At 70.2% G+C, this 13428-nt stretch carries 14 protein-coding genes; 3 read left to right on the plus strand and 11 right to left on the minus strand.

Annotated features, from left to right (window positions below; all coding sequences use genetic code 11):
* Positions 1 to 14: 14 nt before the first annotated feature.
* From LVQ62_RS17450 to LVQ62_RS01085, 3 genes are read right to left on the minus strand one after another with little or no spacing between them, the layout of a single operon-like run.
* Positions 15 to 143: a hypothetical protein gene (locus LVQ62_RS17450; protein ID WP_255696482.1), complete on the minus strand. Its 129-nt coding sequence runs from the start codon at positions 141 to 143 to the stop codon at positions 15 to 17.
* A 41-nt stretch (positions 144 to 184) separates the two neighbouring features.
* Positions 185 to 898 (minus strand): hypothetical protein, encoded by a 714-nt coding sequence (locus LVQ62_RS01080; protein ID WP_233763902.1) that lies wholly within the window; start codon positions 896 to 898, stop codon positions 185 to 187.
* Between the two features lie 10 nt (positions 899 to 908).
* Positions 909 to 1496 carry a CGNR zinc finger domain-containing protein gene (locus tag LVQ62_RS01085; RefSeq protein WP_233763904.1) on the minus strand — a complete coding sequence of 196 codons (588 nt, stop codon included), beginning with the start codon at positions 1494 to 1496 and terminating at the stop codon, positions 909 to 911.
* A 105-nt stretch (positions 1497 to 1601) separates the two neighbouring features.
* On the opposite strand from LVQ62_RS01085, the gene LVQ62_RS01090 reads away from it, so the two are divergent.
* Complete coding sequence (locus LVQ62_RS01090; protein WP_233763906.1) at positions 1602 to 2573, plus strand: DMT family transporter; 972 nt, start codon at positions 1602 to 1604, stop codon at positions 2571 to 2573.
* Between the two features lie 4 nt (positions 2574 to 2577).
* A complete protein-coding gene (locus LVQ62_RS01095) occupies positions 2578 to 3738 on the plus strand; it encodes an NADH-quinone oxidoreductase subunit D (RefSeq protein WP_233763908.1) in 1161 nt (386 codons plus the stop codon).
* A 56-nt stretch (positions 3739 to 3794) separates the two neighbouring features.
* Here the strand turns inward: LVQ62_RS01095 and LVQ62_RS01100 are convergent, their stop codons facing one another.
* The 8 genes from LVQ62_RS01100 to LVQ62_RS01135 form a co-directional block, all read right to left on the minus strand.
* Entirely contained in the window at positions 3795 to 4292 is a 498-nt protein-coding gene (locus LVQ62_RS01100; protein ID WP_233763910.1) for a DUF3180 domain-containing protein, read from the minus strand.
* Entirely contained in the window at positions 4289 to 5191 is a 903-nt protein-coding gene (gene folK / locus LVQ62_RS01105; RefSeq protein WP_233763912.1) for a 2-amino-4-hydroxy-6-hydroxymethyldihydropteridine diphosphokinase, read from the minus strand. Before folK ends, LVQ62_RS01100 begins: the two co-directional genes overlap by 4 nt.
* Positions 5188 to 6018, minus strand: coding sequence for a dihydropteroate synthase (gene folP, locus LVQ62_RS01110; RefSeq protein ID WP_370639654.1), 831 nt, complete (start codon positions 6016 to 6018; stop codon positions 5188 to 5190). Before folP ends, folK begins: the two co-directional genes overlap by 4 nt.
* Entirely contained in the window at positions 6015 to 6602 is a 588-nt protein-coding gene (folE, locus tag LVQ62_RS01115; protein WP_179478746.1) for a GTP cyclohydrolase I FolE, read from the minus strand. The genes folP and folE overlap by 4 nt, the downstream gene beginning before the upstream one ends.
* Positions 6580 to 8619 (minus strand): ATP-dependent zinc metalloprotease FtsH, encoded by a 2040-nt coding sequence (gene ftsH / locus LVQ62_RS01120; RefSeq protein WP_370639655.1) that lies wholly within the window; start codon positions 8617 to 8619, stop codon positions 6580 to 6582. The genes folE and ftsH overlap by 23 nt, the downstream gene beginning before the upstream one ends.
* A 173-nt stretch (positions 8620 to 8792) precedes the next feature.
* Positions 8793 to 9344, minus strand: coding sequence for a hypoxanthine phosphoribosyltransferase (gene hpt / locus LVQ62_RS01125; RefSeq protein ID WP_179478744.1), 552 nt, complete (start codon positions 9342 to 9344; stop codon positions 8793 to 8795).
* A 4-nt stretch (positions 9345 to 9348) separates the two neighbouring features.
* The gene (tilS, locus tag LVQ62_RS01130; protein ID WP_233763916.1) at positions 9349 to 10335 is read right to left on the minus strand and encodes a tRNA lysidine(34) synthetase TilS; all 987 of its coding nucleotides are present in this window, start codon (positions 10333 to 10335) and stop codon (positions 9349 to 9351) included.
* Positions 10336 to 10353: 18 nt separating this feature from the next.
* Positions 10354 to 11406 carry a zinc-dependent metalloprotease gene (locus LVQ62_RS01135; protein WP_233763918.1) on the minus strand — a complete coding sequence of 351 codons (1053 nt, stop codon included), beginning with the start codon at positions 11404 to 11406 and terminating at the stop codon, positions 10354 to 10356.
* 313 nt (positions 11407 to 11719) lie between these two features.
* On the opposite strand from LVQ62_RS01135, the gene LVQ62_RS01140 reads away from it, so the two are divergent.
* The gene (locus LVQ62_RS01140) at positions 11720 to 13390 is read left to right on the plus strand and encodes a carboxylesterase/lipase family protein (RefSeq protein ID WP_233763924.1); all 1671 of its coding nucleotides are present in this window, start codon (positions 11720 to 11722) and stop codon (positions 13388 to 13390) included.
* Positions 13391 to 13428 lie beyond the last annotated feature (38 nt).

Genomic DNA, 13428 nt, shown 5'->3' on the forward strand with positions numbered 1-13428 from the left:
GGGTGAGGTCCGGGTCAGCCGCCCGCGGGGCGCACGGAGCTCAGGATCTTGTCGATGGTGCCGGCGGCCGGCGCCGGGTATCCCGGCCAGGTCGCGATGGCGACGAGCACCATGACCGACCTGCCGTTGGTGGTGAAGGCCACGGCCTGGAAGGTGGTGGTCCGGCCGGTGCCGCAGTCCGCGTTCAGCGTGCCCCCGTCGCCGTGATGGTGCCGCGCACGGCCGGTATCGATCCCCCGGCCACCGTCGTGTTCTGCACCGACACGGTGCCCTGCGCCGCGTGGGTGGACTTGTCCTTGTTGAGGCTGGCGGCGGAGGCGAAGTCTTGCAGCACACCCTGCACGGCATCGACCGGATCACGCTTGCCGATGTCGACGAAGCTGGCGTTGGCCTGCGAGTTGTTGGGGTGGGCGGCGCACTTGCCGTAGTTGAGCTCTGAGAGACCCCAACTGGTGTGCTGACCGAACATCTTGGTGCCCTGGGCGGTGTCGTAGTAGATGGCGTTGTCCTGCTTGACCTGCCAGTTCGGCGGAGCGTCGTACGCGCCGTAGATCTGGACCTCGTCGTTGACCACGCCGCCGACAGCCTGCCAGCCCGGCACGACGGGCCGGGCGAACAGCGCGCCCTGCGCTCCCGTGGTGGGGCTGGCGGAGGCGGTGACGACATTGCTGGACGACGTGGAGCTCGGGGATGACGCGCCCGCGTCGTTCGTGCCGCCGCGACCGACGAGGACGAAGGCCACGACCGCGACCAGGATCACCACGAGAGCCGCGGCTCCGCCGAGGATCCAGGCCCCGGTGCGCCGACGCCGGCCGCCGGGTCCGCCGAACCCGCCGCCGGCCTGCTCGTACCGCTGGTAGTAGCGGTCCTGCGACGAGGGCTCCTGATGGTCTGACACCTGCCGCAGATTACCCGCGCGCCGCGTCGTCGCCGGACTTGCGGCGGGCCCGGTACGCCGCGACATTCGCGCGGTTGCCGCACCCCGCGTCGCAGAACCGGCGCGACCGGTTCTTGGACAGGTCGATCAACACGTCGTCGCAGTCGTCGGCCGCGCAGATCTTCAGTCGCCAGATCTCCCCGGCCCGCAGCACGTCCACCATCGCCATGGCCGCCTCGACCATCCAGCGCGTGGCGAACGGCGCGTCCCTCGACGTGGCGTGCAGGTGATAGTCCCATTCGTCGTGCCGCACGAGCTGTGGGAGCGCCCTGCCCGCGCGCAGCAGCTCGTTGACCAGGACCACCAGCTCGTCCTCCCCGTCGGCCTCCCACAGCGCGCGCAGTCTCGGTCGCAACGCGCGGACGGCGCGTCGTTCGGCCTCGTCGTGGTCGCGCGCACCGGTCCACTCCCACTGGTCGACGAACTCCTCGAAACCCTGCGGGTCGAGCAGCACGTCGTGTTCGGGGTCGGTCCGCCCGGCCGGACCCGTGGACGCCACGGAGTTCACCAGCGCGACCGCAGAGGTCAACGCATCCTCCGTGTCATTGGTGAACGGCATGTTGACTCCTGATCTGTAGGCATCGTACGCTCGGATCCAGTCACGAGTCTAAATCATCTTGACTCATTACACGCGAACATGCGATCAGTAACGGAAGGGGCTTCCATGTCGGTCGACGTCGAGACCAGTCACACCCTCACGACGACCGGGTCGCCCGAGGGCTCCACGTCGCGCGCCCTGATCGTCGCGCTCGCGTCCGCCGCGGCGTTCGGTACGTCCGGACCGTTCGCCAAGGAGCTCTTCACCGCCGGCTGGTCCCCCGCGGCCGCGGTGACCATGCGGATCGGGATCGCCGCCCTGGTGCTCGCGATCCCCACGGCGCATGAGCTGCGGGGTCGCTGGCACCTGTTGCGCACCAACGCGCGTGCCGTGCTGCTCTACGGCCTCTTCGGGGTGGCCGGGTGTCAGTTGTTCTACTTCGTCGCGGTGCAGCACCTCTCGGTCGGAGTCGCGCTGCTGCTGGAGTACCTGTCCCCCACGCTGCTGGTGCTGCTCGCGTGGGCCCGGACCCGGCGGGCGCCCTCGCGTCTGACGCTGGCCGGCGCCGCGGTCGCGCTCCTCGGACTGGTGCTGGTGCTCGACGTCTTCGGATCGGTGAGTGTCGACGCGGTCGGCGTGCTCTTCGGGCTGGCAGCGGCGGTCTGCTCGGCGACGTACTTCATCGTGGCGTCCGACGAGCCGCAGGACGGCCTGTCGCCCCTCGCGCTCTCGGGCGCGGGTATGGCGGTCGGCCTCGTGCCGCTGCTCCTGCTCGGGATGGTCGGCGCGCTGCCGATGCACGCCTCGATGCACTCGGTGCCGCTCGGCGGGTGGCAGGTCAGCGTGCTGGTGCCGGTGCTCGGCATCTCACTGGTCGCGGCGGCGTTCGCCTACGTCTCGGGCGTGGTCGCCGCGCGGATGCTCGGCACCCGGGTCGCGTCGTTCGTTGCCCTTGCCGAGGTGCTCTTCGCGGTCTTCTTCGCGTGGCTCCTGCTAGGTGAGCTGCCGCTGCCGGTCCAGTTGGCCGGCGGCGCGCTGATCGTGCTCGGCGTGGTGCTCGTGCGCGCCGCGGACGGTAGAGGCTCCCTGGCAGACTGATGCCATGGCCACCCGTGAACTGACCGTCGGTGTCGGCGCGGGTGAGCTCGCGACCGCGGACATGGTCCTCAACATCGGTCCGCAGCACCCCGCCACGCACGGCGTGCTCCGGCTGCGGGTGACCCTCGACGGCGAGCGCATCTCCCGCGCCGAGCCCATCGTCGGCTACATGCACCGCGGCGCCGAGAAGCTCTTCGAGGTGCGCGACTACCGCCAGATCATGGTGCTGGCCAACCGGCACGACTGGCTGTCGGCGTTCAGCAGCGAAGTGGGTCTCGCGCTCACCGTCGAGCGGATGCTCGGCATGGAGGTGCCGGTCCGTGCGACCTGGACGCGGACCCTGCTGTCCGAGCTGAACCGGGTGCTCAACCACCTGATGTTCCTCGGCTCCTATCCCCTGGAGCTCGGCGCGATCACCCCGATCTTCTACTCCTTCCGCGAGCGCGAGGAGTTGCAGACGGTGATGGAGGAGATCTCCGGCGGCCGGATGCACTACATGTTCAACCGGGTCGGCGGCCTGCGCGAGGACATCCCGGCCGGGTGGCTGCAGCGCGTCCAGGCCGCGATCGACGGCGTGCGCGCCCGGATGCCGGAGCTGGAGAGCCTCCTGGTCGGCAACGAGATCCTGCAGGCCCGCACCCGCGGCGTCGGCGTGCTCACCAGCGAGGCCGTCGCGTCATACGGCGTCTCGGGACCGATCGCGCGCGCCAGCGGCTTCGACGTCGACCTGCGCCGCGACCATCCCTACCTGGCGTACGACGAGCTCTTCGCCCCCGGCGGCCCGGGCCGGGTCGTCACCCGGCAGGCCGGCGACTGCCTCGCGCGGCTGGAGGTGCTGCTGGAGCAGACCCACGTCAGCCTCGACCTCGCTCAGGCCTGCGTCGAACGACTGCTCGCCATGCCGGGTGGTCCGGTCAACCTGAAGCTGCCGAAGGTGCTGAAGGTGCCCGAGGGCAGCGACTACGTCGCCACGGAGAACCCGCTCGGTTTCAACGGCTACTACCTGGTCTCCCGGGGCGACAAGACGCCGTGGCGGCTGGCGCTGCGGTCGGCGTCGTTCAACAACGTCGCGGTCCTGGCCGAGCTGCTGCCGGGCAATCTGCTGGCCGACATGGTCGCGATCCTCGGCTCGATGTTCTTCGTCGTCGGCGACATCGACAAGTAGGGGGCCGCCCGCGTCGACGTGGGCGGAAACGAACGCGCGCTGTCGTGCGCGCGCGTTCAGACGACTTCGCCGGGAGGCCCCTTCGGGGTGCGCCGCTTCTTGTCCTCGTCGTCCTCGGGCAGCTTGCACCACCACTGCACGACCAGGCCGCTCACCACCAGAGCGACGCACACCACGGTCAGCACGACGGCCAGCAGGAACGAGCTCGGGCCCGTCGTGGTCTGCATCCGCCCGGCATCGACCGCGGCGGTCCCGGCGTACCAGCCGGCGAAAGCGGCACCGGCGAGGATGCACGCCTGCGCGGCCACCAGGGTGCTACGCGACCGCTGCGGTGACGGAGGTCGGGTGGACTCGCCCTTGAGGTAGATCCGGATCTCGTTGCCGGCGAAGAGCACCATGGCCGCCATGACGACCACGACTCCCACGGCGATCCAGGAGTTCTGCGGCATCGCGTGGCCGTGCGCGTTCCACACGGCGAGGGCGGCGTACGCGACCACGAAGACCACGGCGGCGACACCGAGTGCGTGCTTCCAGGTCAGCTGTCCGGCGTTCACAGCGGATCCCACGCGGGCCCGGGACGGATGCCGTCGAGCGCAGCGGCCGGCAGCCCGTCGATCAGCTCGCGGATGTCCTCGGAGCCGGCGGCGGTCCGCAGTTGTGCGGTGCCGTCGACCCGGGACCACGGCACGAGGACGAATGCCCGCTCGTGCGCGCGCGGGTGCGGCAGGGTCAGCTCCTCGGTCTCGAACCGCAGGTCGGAGTCATCCGTGGAGTCACCGACCTGGATCAGGTCGAGGTCCAACGTCCGGGCACCCCAGCGCACCTCGCGCACCCGGCCGTGGTTGCGCTCGATCCTGTGCAGCTCGTCGAGCAGGGTCCACGGCGCGAGGCGGCTGCGCGCGACGACGACCGCGTTCAGGTAGTCCGGCTGCTCCGGGCCGCCGACCGCGCCGGTCTCGAGCAGCGGTGAGCACGCCACGACCTCCAGCCCGTCGACTGCCGTGAGAGCGCGTACGGCGTCCGCCATCGTGCCCGCGCGGTCGCCCATGTTGGCGCCGAGCGCGATCACGACCTCCCGGTCGTGCTCCCTGCGCACCGTCACGAACGGGCCGCCGGTCACCTCGTCCACGAACGGCACGCCGGCCGGTGCCTGCGGCTTGCGGATGGTCACCTCGACCGCCTCGACAGCGACCGGTGCGAGCGCGACGGCCGCGATCCGCTCGGCCAGCGTCTCGATCAGGTCGACGCTGTCACCGGTGAGGACGGCGTACGCGCCCTGGGCGATGTCGGCGTAGCTCACGGTGGAGGCCAACTCGTCGTCGGCACCCGCCCTGCGCAGATCGCACTCGAGCACGATGTCGGCGACGAACCGCTGCGGTGCGCGCTTCTCGTGCTCCAGCACCCCGTGACACGCCTCGGCCACGATCCCGGTCAGCCCGATCCGGTCGCTCATTCGCTCGCCCCCATCGTCTCCAGCACCGCGAGCGCCGCCCGCGCCGCCGCCACGTCGTGCACCCGCACGCCCCACACACCGGCCTGCGCCAGCAGCACCGTCAGAGCGGTCGTCGCCCCTTCACGACGGTCCGGCGGCAGCGGGGCGTCGGATCCCACCCGGGCCAGGAACCCCTTGCGCGACGCTCCCACGAGGACCGGCAGGCCGAGCTGTTCGAACGCGGCGATGTCGCGCAGGATCGTCCAGTTCTGCTCCGCCGTCTTGGCGAAGCCCAGGCCGGGGTCGACGACCAGGGCGTCACGCGCGATCCCGGCGGTCAGCAGCGCCTCCACCCGGGCGGCGAGCTCGCGGCGTACGTCGGCGACCACGTCGTCGTAGACCGCCCGGTCGACCATCTCGTGACTGTGACCGCGCCAGTGCATGGCCACCATCCCGACACCGAGACTCGCGACGGTCGCGGCCATCTCGGGATCGGCCAGACCGCCGCTGACGTCGTTGACGATGCTCGCTCCGGCCTCGACGGCCCGCGCCGCCACCCTCGACCGCATGGTGTCGACGGAGACGCGCACGCCGTCGGCCGTGAGCTGGCGGACGACCGGCACGACTCGCCGCAGCTCCTCCCGCTCGTCCGGGCGGCGTGCACCCGGCCGGGTGGACTCACCGCCCACGTCGACCAGATCGGCGCCCTGCGCGTGCAGGTCGCGGCCGTGGCGCACGGCCTCGTCGGCGGCGAACCAGCGGCCGCCGTCGGAGAAGGAGTCGGGGGTGACGTTGACGACCCCCATCACGAGGGGGCGGGTCGCGGGGCGCGCTGGGAGCGCCGTCACCGTCGGTGATCCGGCGCCATCAGGCTGATCGCCTCGGCACGCGTCGTGGCGTCGCGCAGCTGCCCCCGCACGGCGGAGGTCGTAGTGAGGGCACCGGGTTTTCGCACACCGCGCATCGACATGCACAGATGCTCGCAGGAGACCACGACGATCACACCCTGCGCGTGCAGATGGGTGACCAGTGCGTCCGCGATCTGGCTGGTGAGCCGCTCCTGCACCTGCGGGCGACGCGCGTAAAGATCCACGAGCCGGGCGATCTTCGACAGACCGGGCACCCGGCCGTCCTTCGGCGGGAGGTACCCGACGTGCGCGACACCGTGGAAGGGCAGCAGGTGGTGCTCGCAGGTGCTGTAGACCTCGATGTCGCGGATCAGGACCATCTCGTCGTGAGCCACGTCGAAGGTGCGGCTCAGGACCTCGGCGGGATCCTTACCCAGGCCGGCGAAGATCTCGGCGTACGCACGGGCCACCCGGTCCGGTGTGTCGAGCAGCCCTTCGCGGTCGGGATCCTCCCCGACCGCGAAGAGCAGCTCACGAACCGCTGCGGCGGCGCGCTGAAGATCAACCCTCGGTGGGGTCGACATACCCACCGTCCGGCACCTCGATGACCGCCTCCGGCGGGTGGGCATCGACCTGCTGGCGATCCTGCTTGTCGAGGTCGACGCCGCGGGCGACCGCCTCGCGCTCGGCCGGAGTCAGGACCGGGGGTCGGTCGCTGACGTTGCGGGCGTCGCTGGACAGCCACACCTGACGGCGCGGTCGCTTGTGCACCGTGGAGAAGAGCTCCGCCAGCGCCTCGGCGTTGAGCGTCTCCTTCTCCAGCAGCTCCAGCACCAACTGGTCCAGCAGGTCGCGGTTGTCGTTCAGCGCGTGCCAGGCCTCGTCGTGCGCGGCCTCGATGAGACGGCGCACCTCCTCGTCGACCACACCGGCGAGGTCCTCGGAGTAGTCGCGCTCGTGGCCCATGTCGCGGCCGAGGAAGACCTCACCGCCACCGGACCCGAGCTTGATCGCCCCGATCCGCTCGCTCATCCCGAACTGGGTGACCATCTTGCGGGCCAGCCCTGTCGCCTTCTCGATGTCGTTGGAGGCACCGGTGCTGGGGTCGTGGAAGACGATCTCCTCCGCGACCCGGCCACCGAGCGCGTACGCCAGCTGATCGAGCAGCTCGTTGCGGGTGGTGGAGTACTTGTCGTCGGCCGGCAGCACCATCGTGTAACCGAGGGCGCGACCACGCGGCAGGATCGTGATCTTGCTGACCGGGTCGGTGTAGTTGAGCGCCGACGCGACCAGGGCGTGACCACCCTCGTGGTAGGCGGTGATCTTGCGCTCCTTGGCGCTCATCACCCGGGTCCGCTTCTGCGGACCTGCCATCACGCGGTCGATCGCCTCGTCCAGCGCGCGGTTGTCGATGATCTGCGCGTTGCTGCGGGCGGTCAGCAGCGCCGCCTCGTTGAGGACGTTGGCCAGGTCGGCACCGGAGAAGCCCGGCGTACGACGCGCGACGGTCAGCAGGTCGATGTCGTCGACCATCGGCTTGCCCTTGGCGTGCACCTGCAGGATGTGGTGACGGCCCGCCATGTCGGGGGCCTCCACCGCGATCTGCCGGTCGAAGCGGCCCGGGCGCAGCAGCGCCGGGTCGAGGATGTCCGGGCGGTTGGTCGCGGCGATCAGGATGACGTTGGTCTTGACGTCGAAGCCGTCCATCTCGACCAGCAGCTGGTTGAGGGTCTGCTCACGCTCGTCGTGGCCACCGCCGAGACCCGCACCGCGGTGCCGGCCGACGGCGTCGATCTCGTCGACGAAGATGATCGCCGGGGAGTTCGCCTTGGCCTGCTCGAACAGGTCGCGGACACGGGACGCACCCACACCGACGAACATCTCCACGAAGTCCGAACCGGAGATCGAGTAGAACGGCACGCCGGCCTCACCCGCGACGGCGCGCGCCAGCAGCGTCTTACCGGTGCCGGGCGGGCCGTAGAGCAGCACGCCCTTGGGGATCTTCGCCCCGACGTCGAGGAACTTCTTCGGAGCCTGCAGGAAGTCCTTGATCTCCTCCAGCTCTTCGACGGCCTCGTCGGCACCGGCCACGTCGTGGAAGGTGACCTTGGGCATGTCCTTGGTCGCGAGCTTGGCGCGGGACTTGCCGAACTGCATGACCCGCGATCCGCCGCCCTGCATCTGGCTGAGGATCAACCAGAAGAGTCCGAGGACCAGGATGAACGGCAGGATCGACAGCAACAGGCTGACGAAGACGTTCTGCTTGCCGGGGTCGTCGGTGAAGCCCTGGCTCGGCGGGGTCTTCTCCAGCAGCTGGACGAGGTGGCTGCCGCGCGCGCTGACGTAGTTGGACTGCACGCGGGACGCGTCCCTGACGCCGTCGCCGCTGAATTCGTCACCCTTCTTCAGGGTGAGGTTGATCGCGTCGGGCGTGAGCTTGGCCGATTCCACCTTGCCGGTGGAGATCAGTGTCTCGGCGCGGGAGGTGTCGATCTGCTGATACCCGCCGACCTTGCCGAACGTGTAGATCATGAATCCGACGACCACGACCAGGACGATCCAGATGCCGGGGTTCTTGACGAGGCGCTTCATAGTCAACATGTGCCGGGGTGGTCCCCGTACCTCCTGCTCATGGGCGCTCGGCGGGCAAGGAGCCCGACAACCGAGGACCGAACGATCCTAAACCGCGCCAGCCCGAAGACTTGACACGGCATCGATACGTCCAACGCACGCTGTGCGTCATACGTTCCGCGGAGTATGCAGGGAATTTCGCCTCAGGAGTACACGTGCGGCGCGAGGGTGCCGATGTCGCGCAGGTTGCGGTAGCGCTCGTCGTAGTCGAGCCCGTAGCCCACGACGAACTCGTTGGGAATGTCGAATCCGACGTAGCGACAGTCGATCGCGACCTTGGCGGCGTCCGGTTTGCGCAGCAGCGTGCAGATCTCCAGGGACGCCGGATCGCGCGAGAGCAGGTTGCTGCGGATCCAGTTGAGGGTGAGGCCGGAGTCGATGATGTCCTCGACGATCAGCACGTGCTTGCCGGAGATGTCGGTGTCCAGATCCTTCAGGATCCGTACGACGCCGGAGGACTTGGTGCCCGATCCGTACGACGACACCGCCATCCAGTCCATCGGCGCTGAGCCGGGCAGCGTGCGCATCAGGTCGGCCATCACCAGGACCGCGCCCTTGAGGACCCCGACGAGCAGCAGGTCCTTGTCCTTGTAGTCGGCCCAGATGCGGTCGCCCAGCTCCTGCAGCCTGTCGTGGATCTGAGCCTCCGTGAAGAGCACGTGGTCCAGGTCGGTGCCGGCGTCGGATGCATCCATGGCGCTATTCAACCGGACGGGGCGCGACCTCGATCAGCCGCTCACGTCGAGCCACCCGCAGGCCACCTGGTATGTCGACCGCTCCCTGTCCGCGCCACCGCGTCACCAACTCATCGAGCGACTCCACGTGCACGGCGGCCACATCCGCGGCGGTCGCGCCGGCGCGGGCCATCAGCAGCCGCCAGACGCGCGTGCGCAACGCGTCCGAGAGGGACTCCAGATCCTTTACGTGCCAGGGGGACTCACCGAGGCCCTGCGCTTCGACCGCCGCGAGCGCGTCGAGGTGGTCAGCGTCCTGCCGGGCCAGGATCGCGGTGCGGACCAGGTTGTCGGTCAGGCCCGGTCCGAGGTCGTCCTGCAGGAGCTGCAGCGCGCGGCGGGCCCGGACGCGGGTGAAGCGGGGGTCCTCATTGTGCGGGTCGTCCCACCACGGCAGGTCCAGGGCGGCACAGGCAGCGCGCGTCTGCGCCCTTCCCACGCTCAGGAGGAACGGCCGCCGGAGCGGCCCCGGCCCGTCGGCCGCCATCCCGGCGAGGGCGCGGGTGCCCGACCCGCGTGCCAGCCGCAGCAGCACGGTCTCGGCCTGGTCGTCGCGCGTGTGGCCGAGCAGCAGCCGGGTGGCGTCGTGGCGCAGGAGCGCGGCCCTGAACGCCGCGTGCCGGGCCGCGCGGGCCGCCGCCTCGGGGCCGTCACCGTCGGCGGTCGCGACCTCGACGCGGATCACCTCGACCGGGTCGAGGCCGAGCGCATGGCAGTGGTCGGCAGCGCTCCGCGCCACCTGGGCCGAGTCGGCCTGCAGCCCGTGGTCGACCACCACGACGCCGGCTCGCAGACCCTGCTTGGGCAGCTCGAACGCCGCCGCTGCCGCCAGCGACAGGGAATCGGCCCCACCGGAGCAGGCGACCAGCACCAGGCTCCCGGCGGGTGCGTCGGCGACGGCTCGTCGTACGGCGAGGCGGGTCGCGGCGACGGCGGGGTGCGGGCCGGGCATCTCGTGCGGGGGACGTGCTCAGCCGTGCACGCGGGCGACCCAGTCGGCGGGTGCCTCGATCTCGCGCGCGCTGGGCAGGGTGTCCGGCGAGGACCACACCGCGTTGAACCCGTCGACGCCGACCTTGTCGATGACCGCGCGACAGAAGACCGCGCCGTCGCGGTACTGGCGCATCTTGGCCTCCAGGCCGAGCAGACGGCGCAGCAGCCGGTCCACGCCGCCGGCACCCTTACGTCGCTGGTCGAACTTGCGGCGGATCTCGGCCACGCTCGGCACGACCTTCGGGCCGACGTCGTCCATCACCACGTCGGCGTGCCCCTCGAGCAGCGACATCACGGCGGTGAGCGAGGCCAACTGTTCGCGCTGCTCGGCCGTGGTGAACAGGTCCATCAGGCCGTTGCCGCCACCTCGTACGGCGTCGGGCAGCGCCTTCAATGCGTGCTGCAGCCGCTCCTGCAGGTCATCCGGATCGGGCATCAGATCGATCATCAACCCGCGGGAGCTGTCGATGACGTGCCCGCGCAACCAGGGCACCGCGGTGAACTGCACCCGGTGGGTCTCCTCGTGCAGGCACACCCAGCTGCGGAAGTCGGTCGGGTCGACGTCCAGCTCGCGCTCGACGGAGACGATGTTGGGCGCGACGAGCAGCAGGCTCGGGCGGCCGCCCGGCGCGAGGTCGAACTGGCCCAGGATCTTGGGTGCCACGAAGCCGAGCAGCGCCCCGATCTGGGCGCCGGTGATCTTGGCGCCGACCGCGATCGCGACGGGCCCGGCGGCCTTCTTGGCCGTGGCCTTCTCCAGCACCGGGGAGAGCAGCGCGGCGGTCGAGTCGACGTTCACGTCGATCCACCCGCCGCGGTCGACCACGTGGACGTCGGACTGGGCCGCCCCGCCGGTGTCCATCCGCGCGGTGTCGGCGACCGGCTGCGAGGCGTTCGCCGCGGCCTGGCGCAGATCCGCGACGACGGCCGCGGCATCCTTCGCGGTGGTCTCGGGGCCGTCGCTCACCAGCCGTCGACCGGTCGTGCGCGCGAGATCCCAGTCGACGTACGAGCGTCCCGAAGTGGCCATGCCCTCAACCGTATGCCGCGGCTGCGCGGCGCGCGGCCACCCTGCCGGTGTTCGCGTCGGCCGACGGTCCTCGAACGCCGTCGACCGTGCCGAGCGCCGTCACCGTCGCGACGCCGCGATCCGCTCCTCGGCCACACCACCGACCGCTCCGCTCCGCTCCGCGTGTGATCTTGACCACATCGTGGCGACCGGCGCAGAGTGGCGGGTTGAAAGATCGCTCACCGATCTTTCGCCGGGGGTGGCCATCGGGCCGTCCCCTTTTTCGGTGCCGACCCGCCCCGAGCCGACACCTTGACCTCGAAGGAGTCACCCCATGAACACTCCAGCACGGTCGGTACACGCCACCCTGGCCGGTACGGCTGCGATCGCGGCCGCCGTGGCACTCACGGCAGCAGCTCCGGGTTCGCTGACGCCAGCGGCCACGGCAGCGACCAGTTCGCCCGCGTGCAGCTCGGGCACCCTGGTCCACACGACCAAGGGGGCCGTCTGCGGTACGACGGCCGACGGGGTGACGACGTACGAGGGCATCCCCTACGCCGCGGCGCCGGTGGGGAACCTGCGCTGGAAGGCTCCGGTGCCGCACAAGGCGTGGACCACGACCATCCGATCGACGACTCCCGTGCAGGAGTGTCCGAGCCCGGGGTTCCCGCCCGGGTCGCCTCCCACGACGAACACCACCGAGGACTGCCTCAACGTCAAGGTGCAGATCCCGGCTGGCGCCAAGCCGGGCGAGCGGCTGCCGGTGATGTACGAGATCCACGGTGGCGGTTTCCTCGGCGAGGCCCGCACGGACGACGGCTCCAACCTGGTGCGCACCGGCAAGGTCGTCTACGTCTTCGTGAACTACCGACTCGGCATCCTGGGGTTCCTCGCCGACAAGGCGCTGGGCGCGCACTCCGGCGACTACGGGATCCAGGATCAGCAGGCGGGGCTGCGCTGGGTGAAGCAGAACATCTCCCGCTTCGGCGGCGACCCGGGCAACGTCACCGTGTTCGGGGAGTCGGCCGGCGGTGCCAGCACCTGCGATCAGGTCGCCTCACCGATCGCGAAGGGCCTCTTCCAGCACGCGATCAGCGTCAGCGGCTACTACAACTACCAGAACAACATCGTGTGGTCGAAGGCCGACTGCAAGTCGACGTATTACACCGAGGCGCAGGCCCAGAGGACCGGCGCGCAGTACGCGAAGAAGGTCGGCTGCGGCGATGTGGCGGACGTCGCCGCGTGCCTGCGCAAGGTTCCGGTCGACAAGCTGGTCTCCGCGGGCGGGCAGTTCGTCGAGCCCACCGCCGGCGGCACGATCGGCCCGATCGTCAACGGCACCACGCTGACCATGTCCCCGGCCAAGGCGTTCGCCACCGGTCACGTCAACAAGGTCGATCTCATCACCGACATCGGGCGCGACGAGTTCAACGGCGGCGTCTACACCAACACCCCCGGACTGCACCCGGTCGTGGCCGAGACGCCGGCCCAGTACCGGCTGCTTGTCCGTGAGCAGTTCGGCGGGCTCGCTGCGACGGTGGAGCGGCTCTACCCGCTGATCCGCTACACCTCGCCGTTCGTGGCCTACCGCACGATCATGGCCGACTCGGCGTCGGTGTGCCCGATGCTGCAGTCGGACGCACAGGTGTCGCGCTACATCCCGACGTACGCCGACATCGACGACGACGCCGACAACCCGGCAGGCGAGGGACTGACCGAGATCCTCGGCGCCCAGCACAGCGAGACCAACGGACTGGTGCACTTCGACACCTCCAAGCTGGATCCCAACCAGAAGGCCCTGCAGACCCAGCTGCTGCTGGAGTGGACCTACTTCGCCCACACCGGCAACCCGATGGCCGACTACACCCCGGCGTGGCCGCTCTACCGGACGTACTCGAAGCCGGTGATGGAGCTGCGGCCCGCCGGGTCCAGCTCGGTGAGCCCGGCCGCGTCGATCGCATCCCTGCACCAGTGCGGCTTCTGGGACAAGGTCACGCACTACTGATCGGCTGAACGGTCGCACTGCACGCTGACGGTGTTCAC

Origin of the sequence: Allobranchiibius sp. GilTou73 (assembly GCF_021391335.1) — a bacterium.
Lineage (GTDB): Bacteria > Actinomycetota > Actinomycetes > Actinomycetales > Dermatophilaceae > Allobranchiibius > Allobranchiibius huperziae.

Excerpts from the sequence above, each read along its gene's own strand:
- LVQ62_RS01085 (WP_233763904.1), bottom strand. The coding sequence starts at position 1,496 with ATGCCGTTCACCAATGACACGGAGGATGCGTTGACCTCTGCGGTCGCG.
- LVQ62_RS01090 (WP_233763906.1), top strand. The coding sequence starts at position 1,602 with ATGTCGGTCGACGTCGAGACCAGTCACACCCTCACGACGACCGGGTCG.
- LVQ62_RS01095 (WP_233763908.1), top strand. The coding sequence starts at position 2,578 with ATGGCCACCCGTGAACTGACCGTCGGTGTCGGCGCGGGTGAGCTCGCG.
- folK (WP_233763912.1), bottom strand. The coding sequence starts at position 5,191 with ATGAGCGACCGGATCGGGCTGACCGGGATCGTGGCCGAGGCGTGTCAC.
- folE (WP_179478746.1), bottom strand. The coding sequence starts at position 6,602 with ATGTCGACCCCACCGAGGGTTGATCTTCAGCGCGCCGCCGCAGCGGTT.
- ftsH (WP_370639655.1), bottom strand. The coding sequence starts at position 8,619 with ATGTTGACTATGAAGCGCCTCGTCAAGAACCCCGGCATCTGGATCGTC.
- hpt (WP_179478744.1), bottom strand. The coding sequence starts at position 9,344 with ATGGATGCATCCGACGCCGGCACCGACCTGGACCACGTGCTCTTCACG.
- tilS (WP_233763916.1), bottom strand. The coding sequence starts at position 10,335 with ATGCCCGGCCCGCACCCCGCCGTCGCCGCGACCCGCCTCGCCGTACGA.
- LVQ62_RS01135 (WP_233763918.1), bottom strand. The coding sequence starts at position 11,406 with ATGGCCACTTCGGGACGCTCGTACGTCGACTGGGATCTCGCGCGCACG.
- LVQ62_RS01140 (WP_233763924.1), top strand. The coding sequence starts at position 11,720 with ATGAACACTCCAGCACGGTCGGTACACGCCACCCTGGCCGGTACGGCT.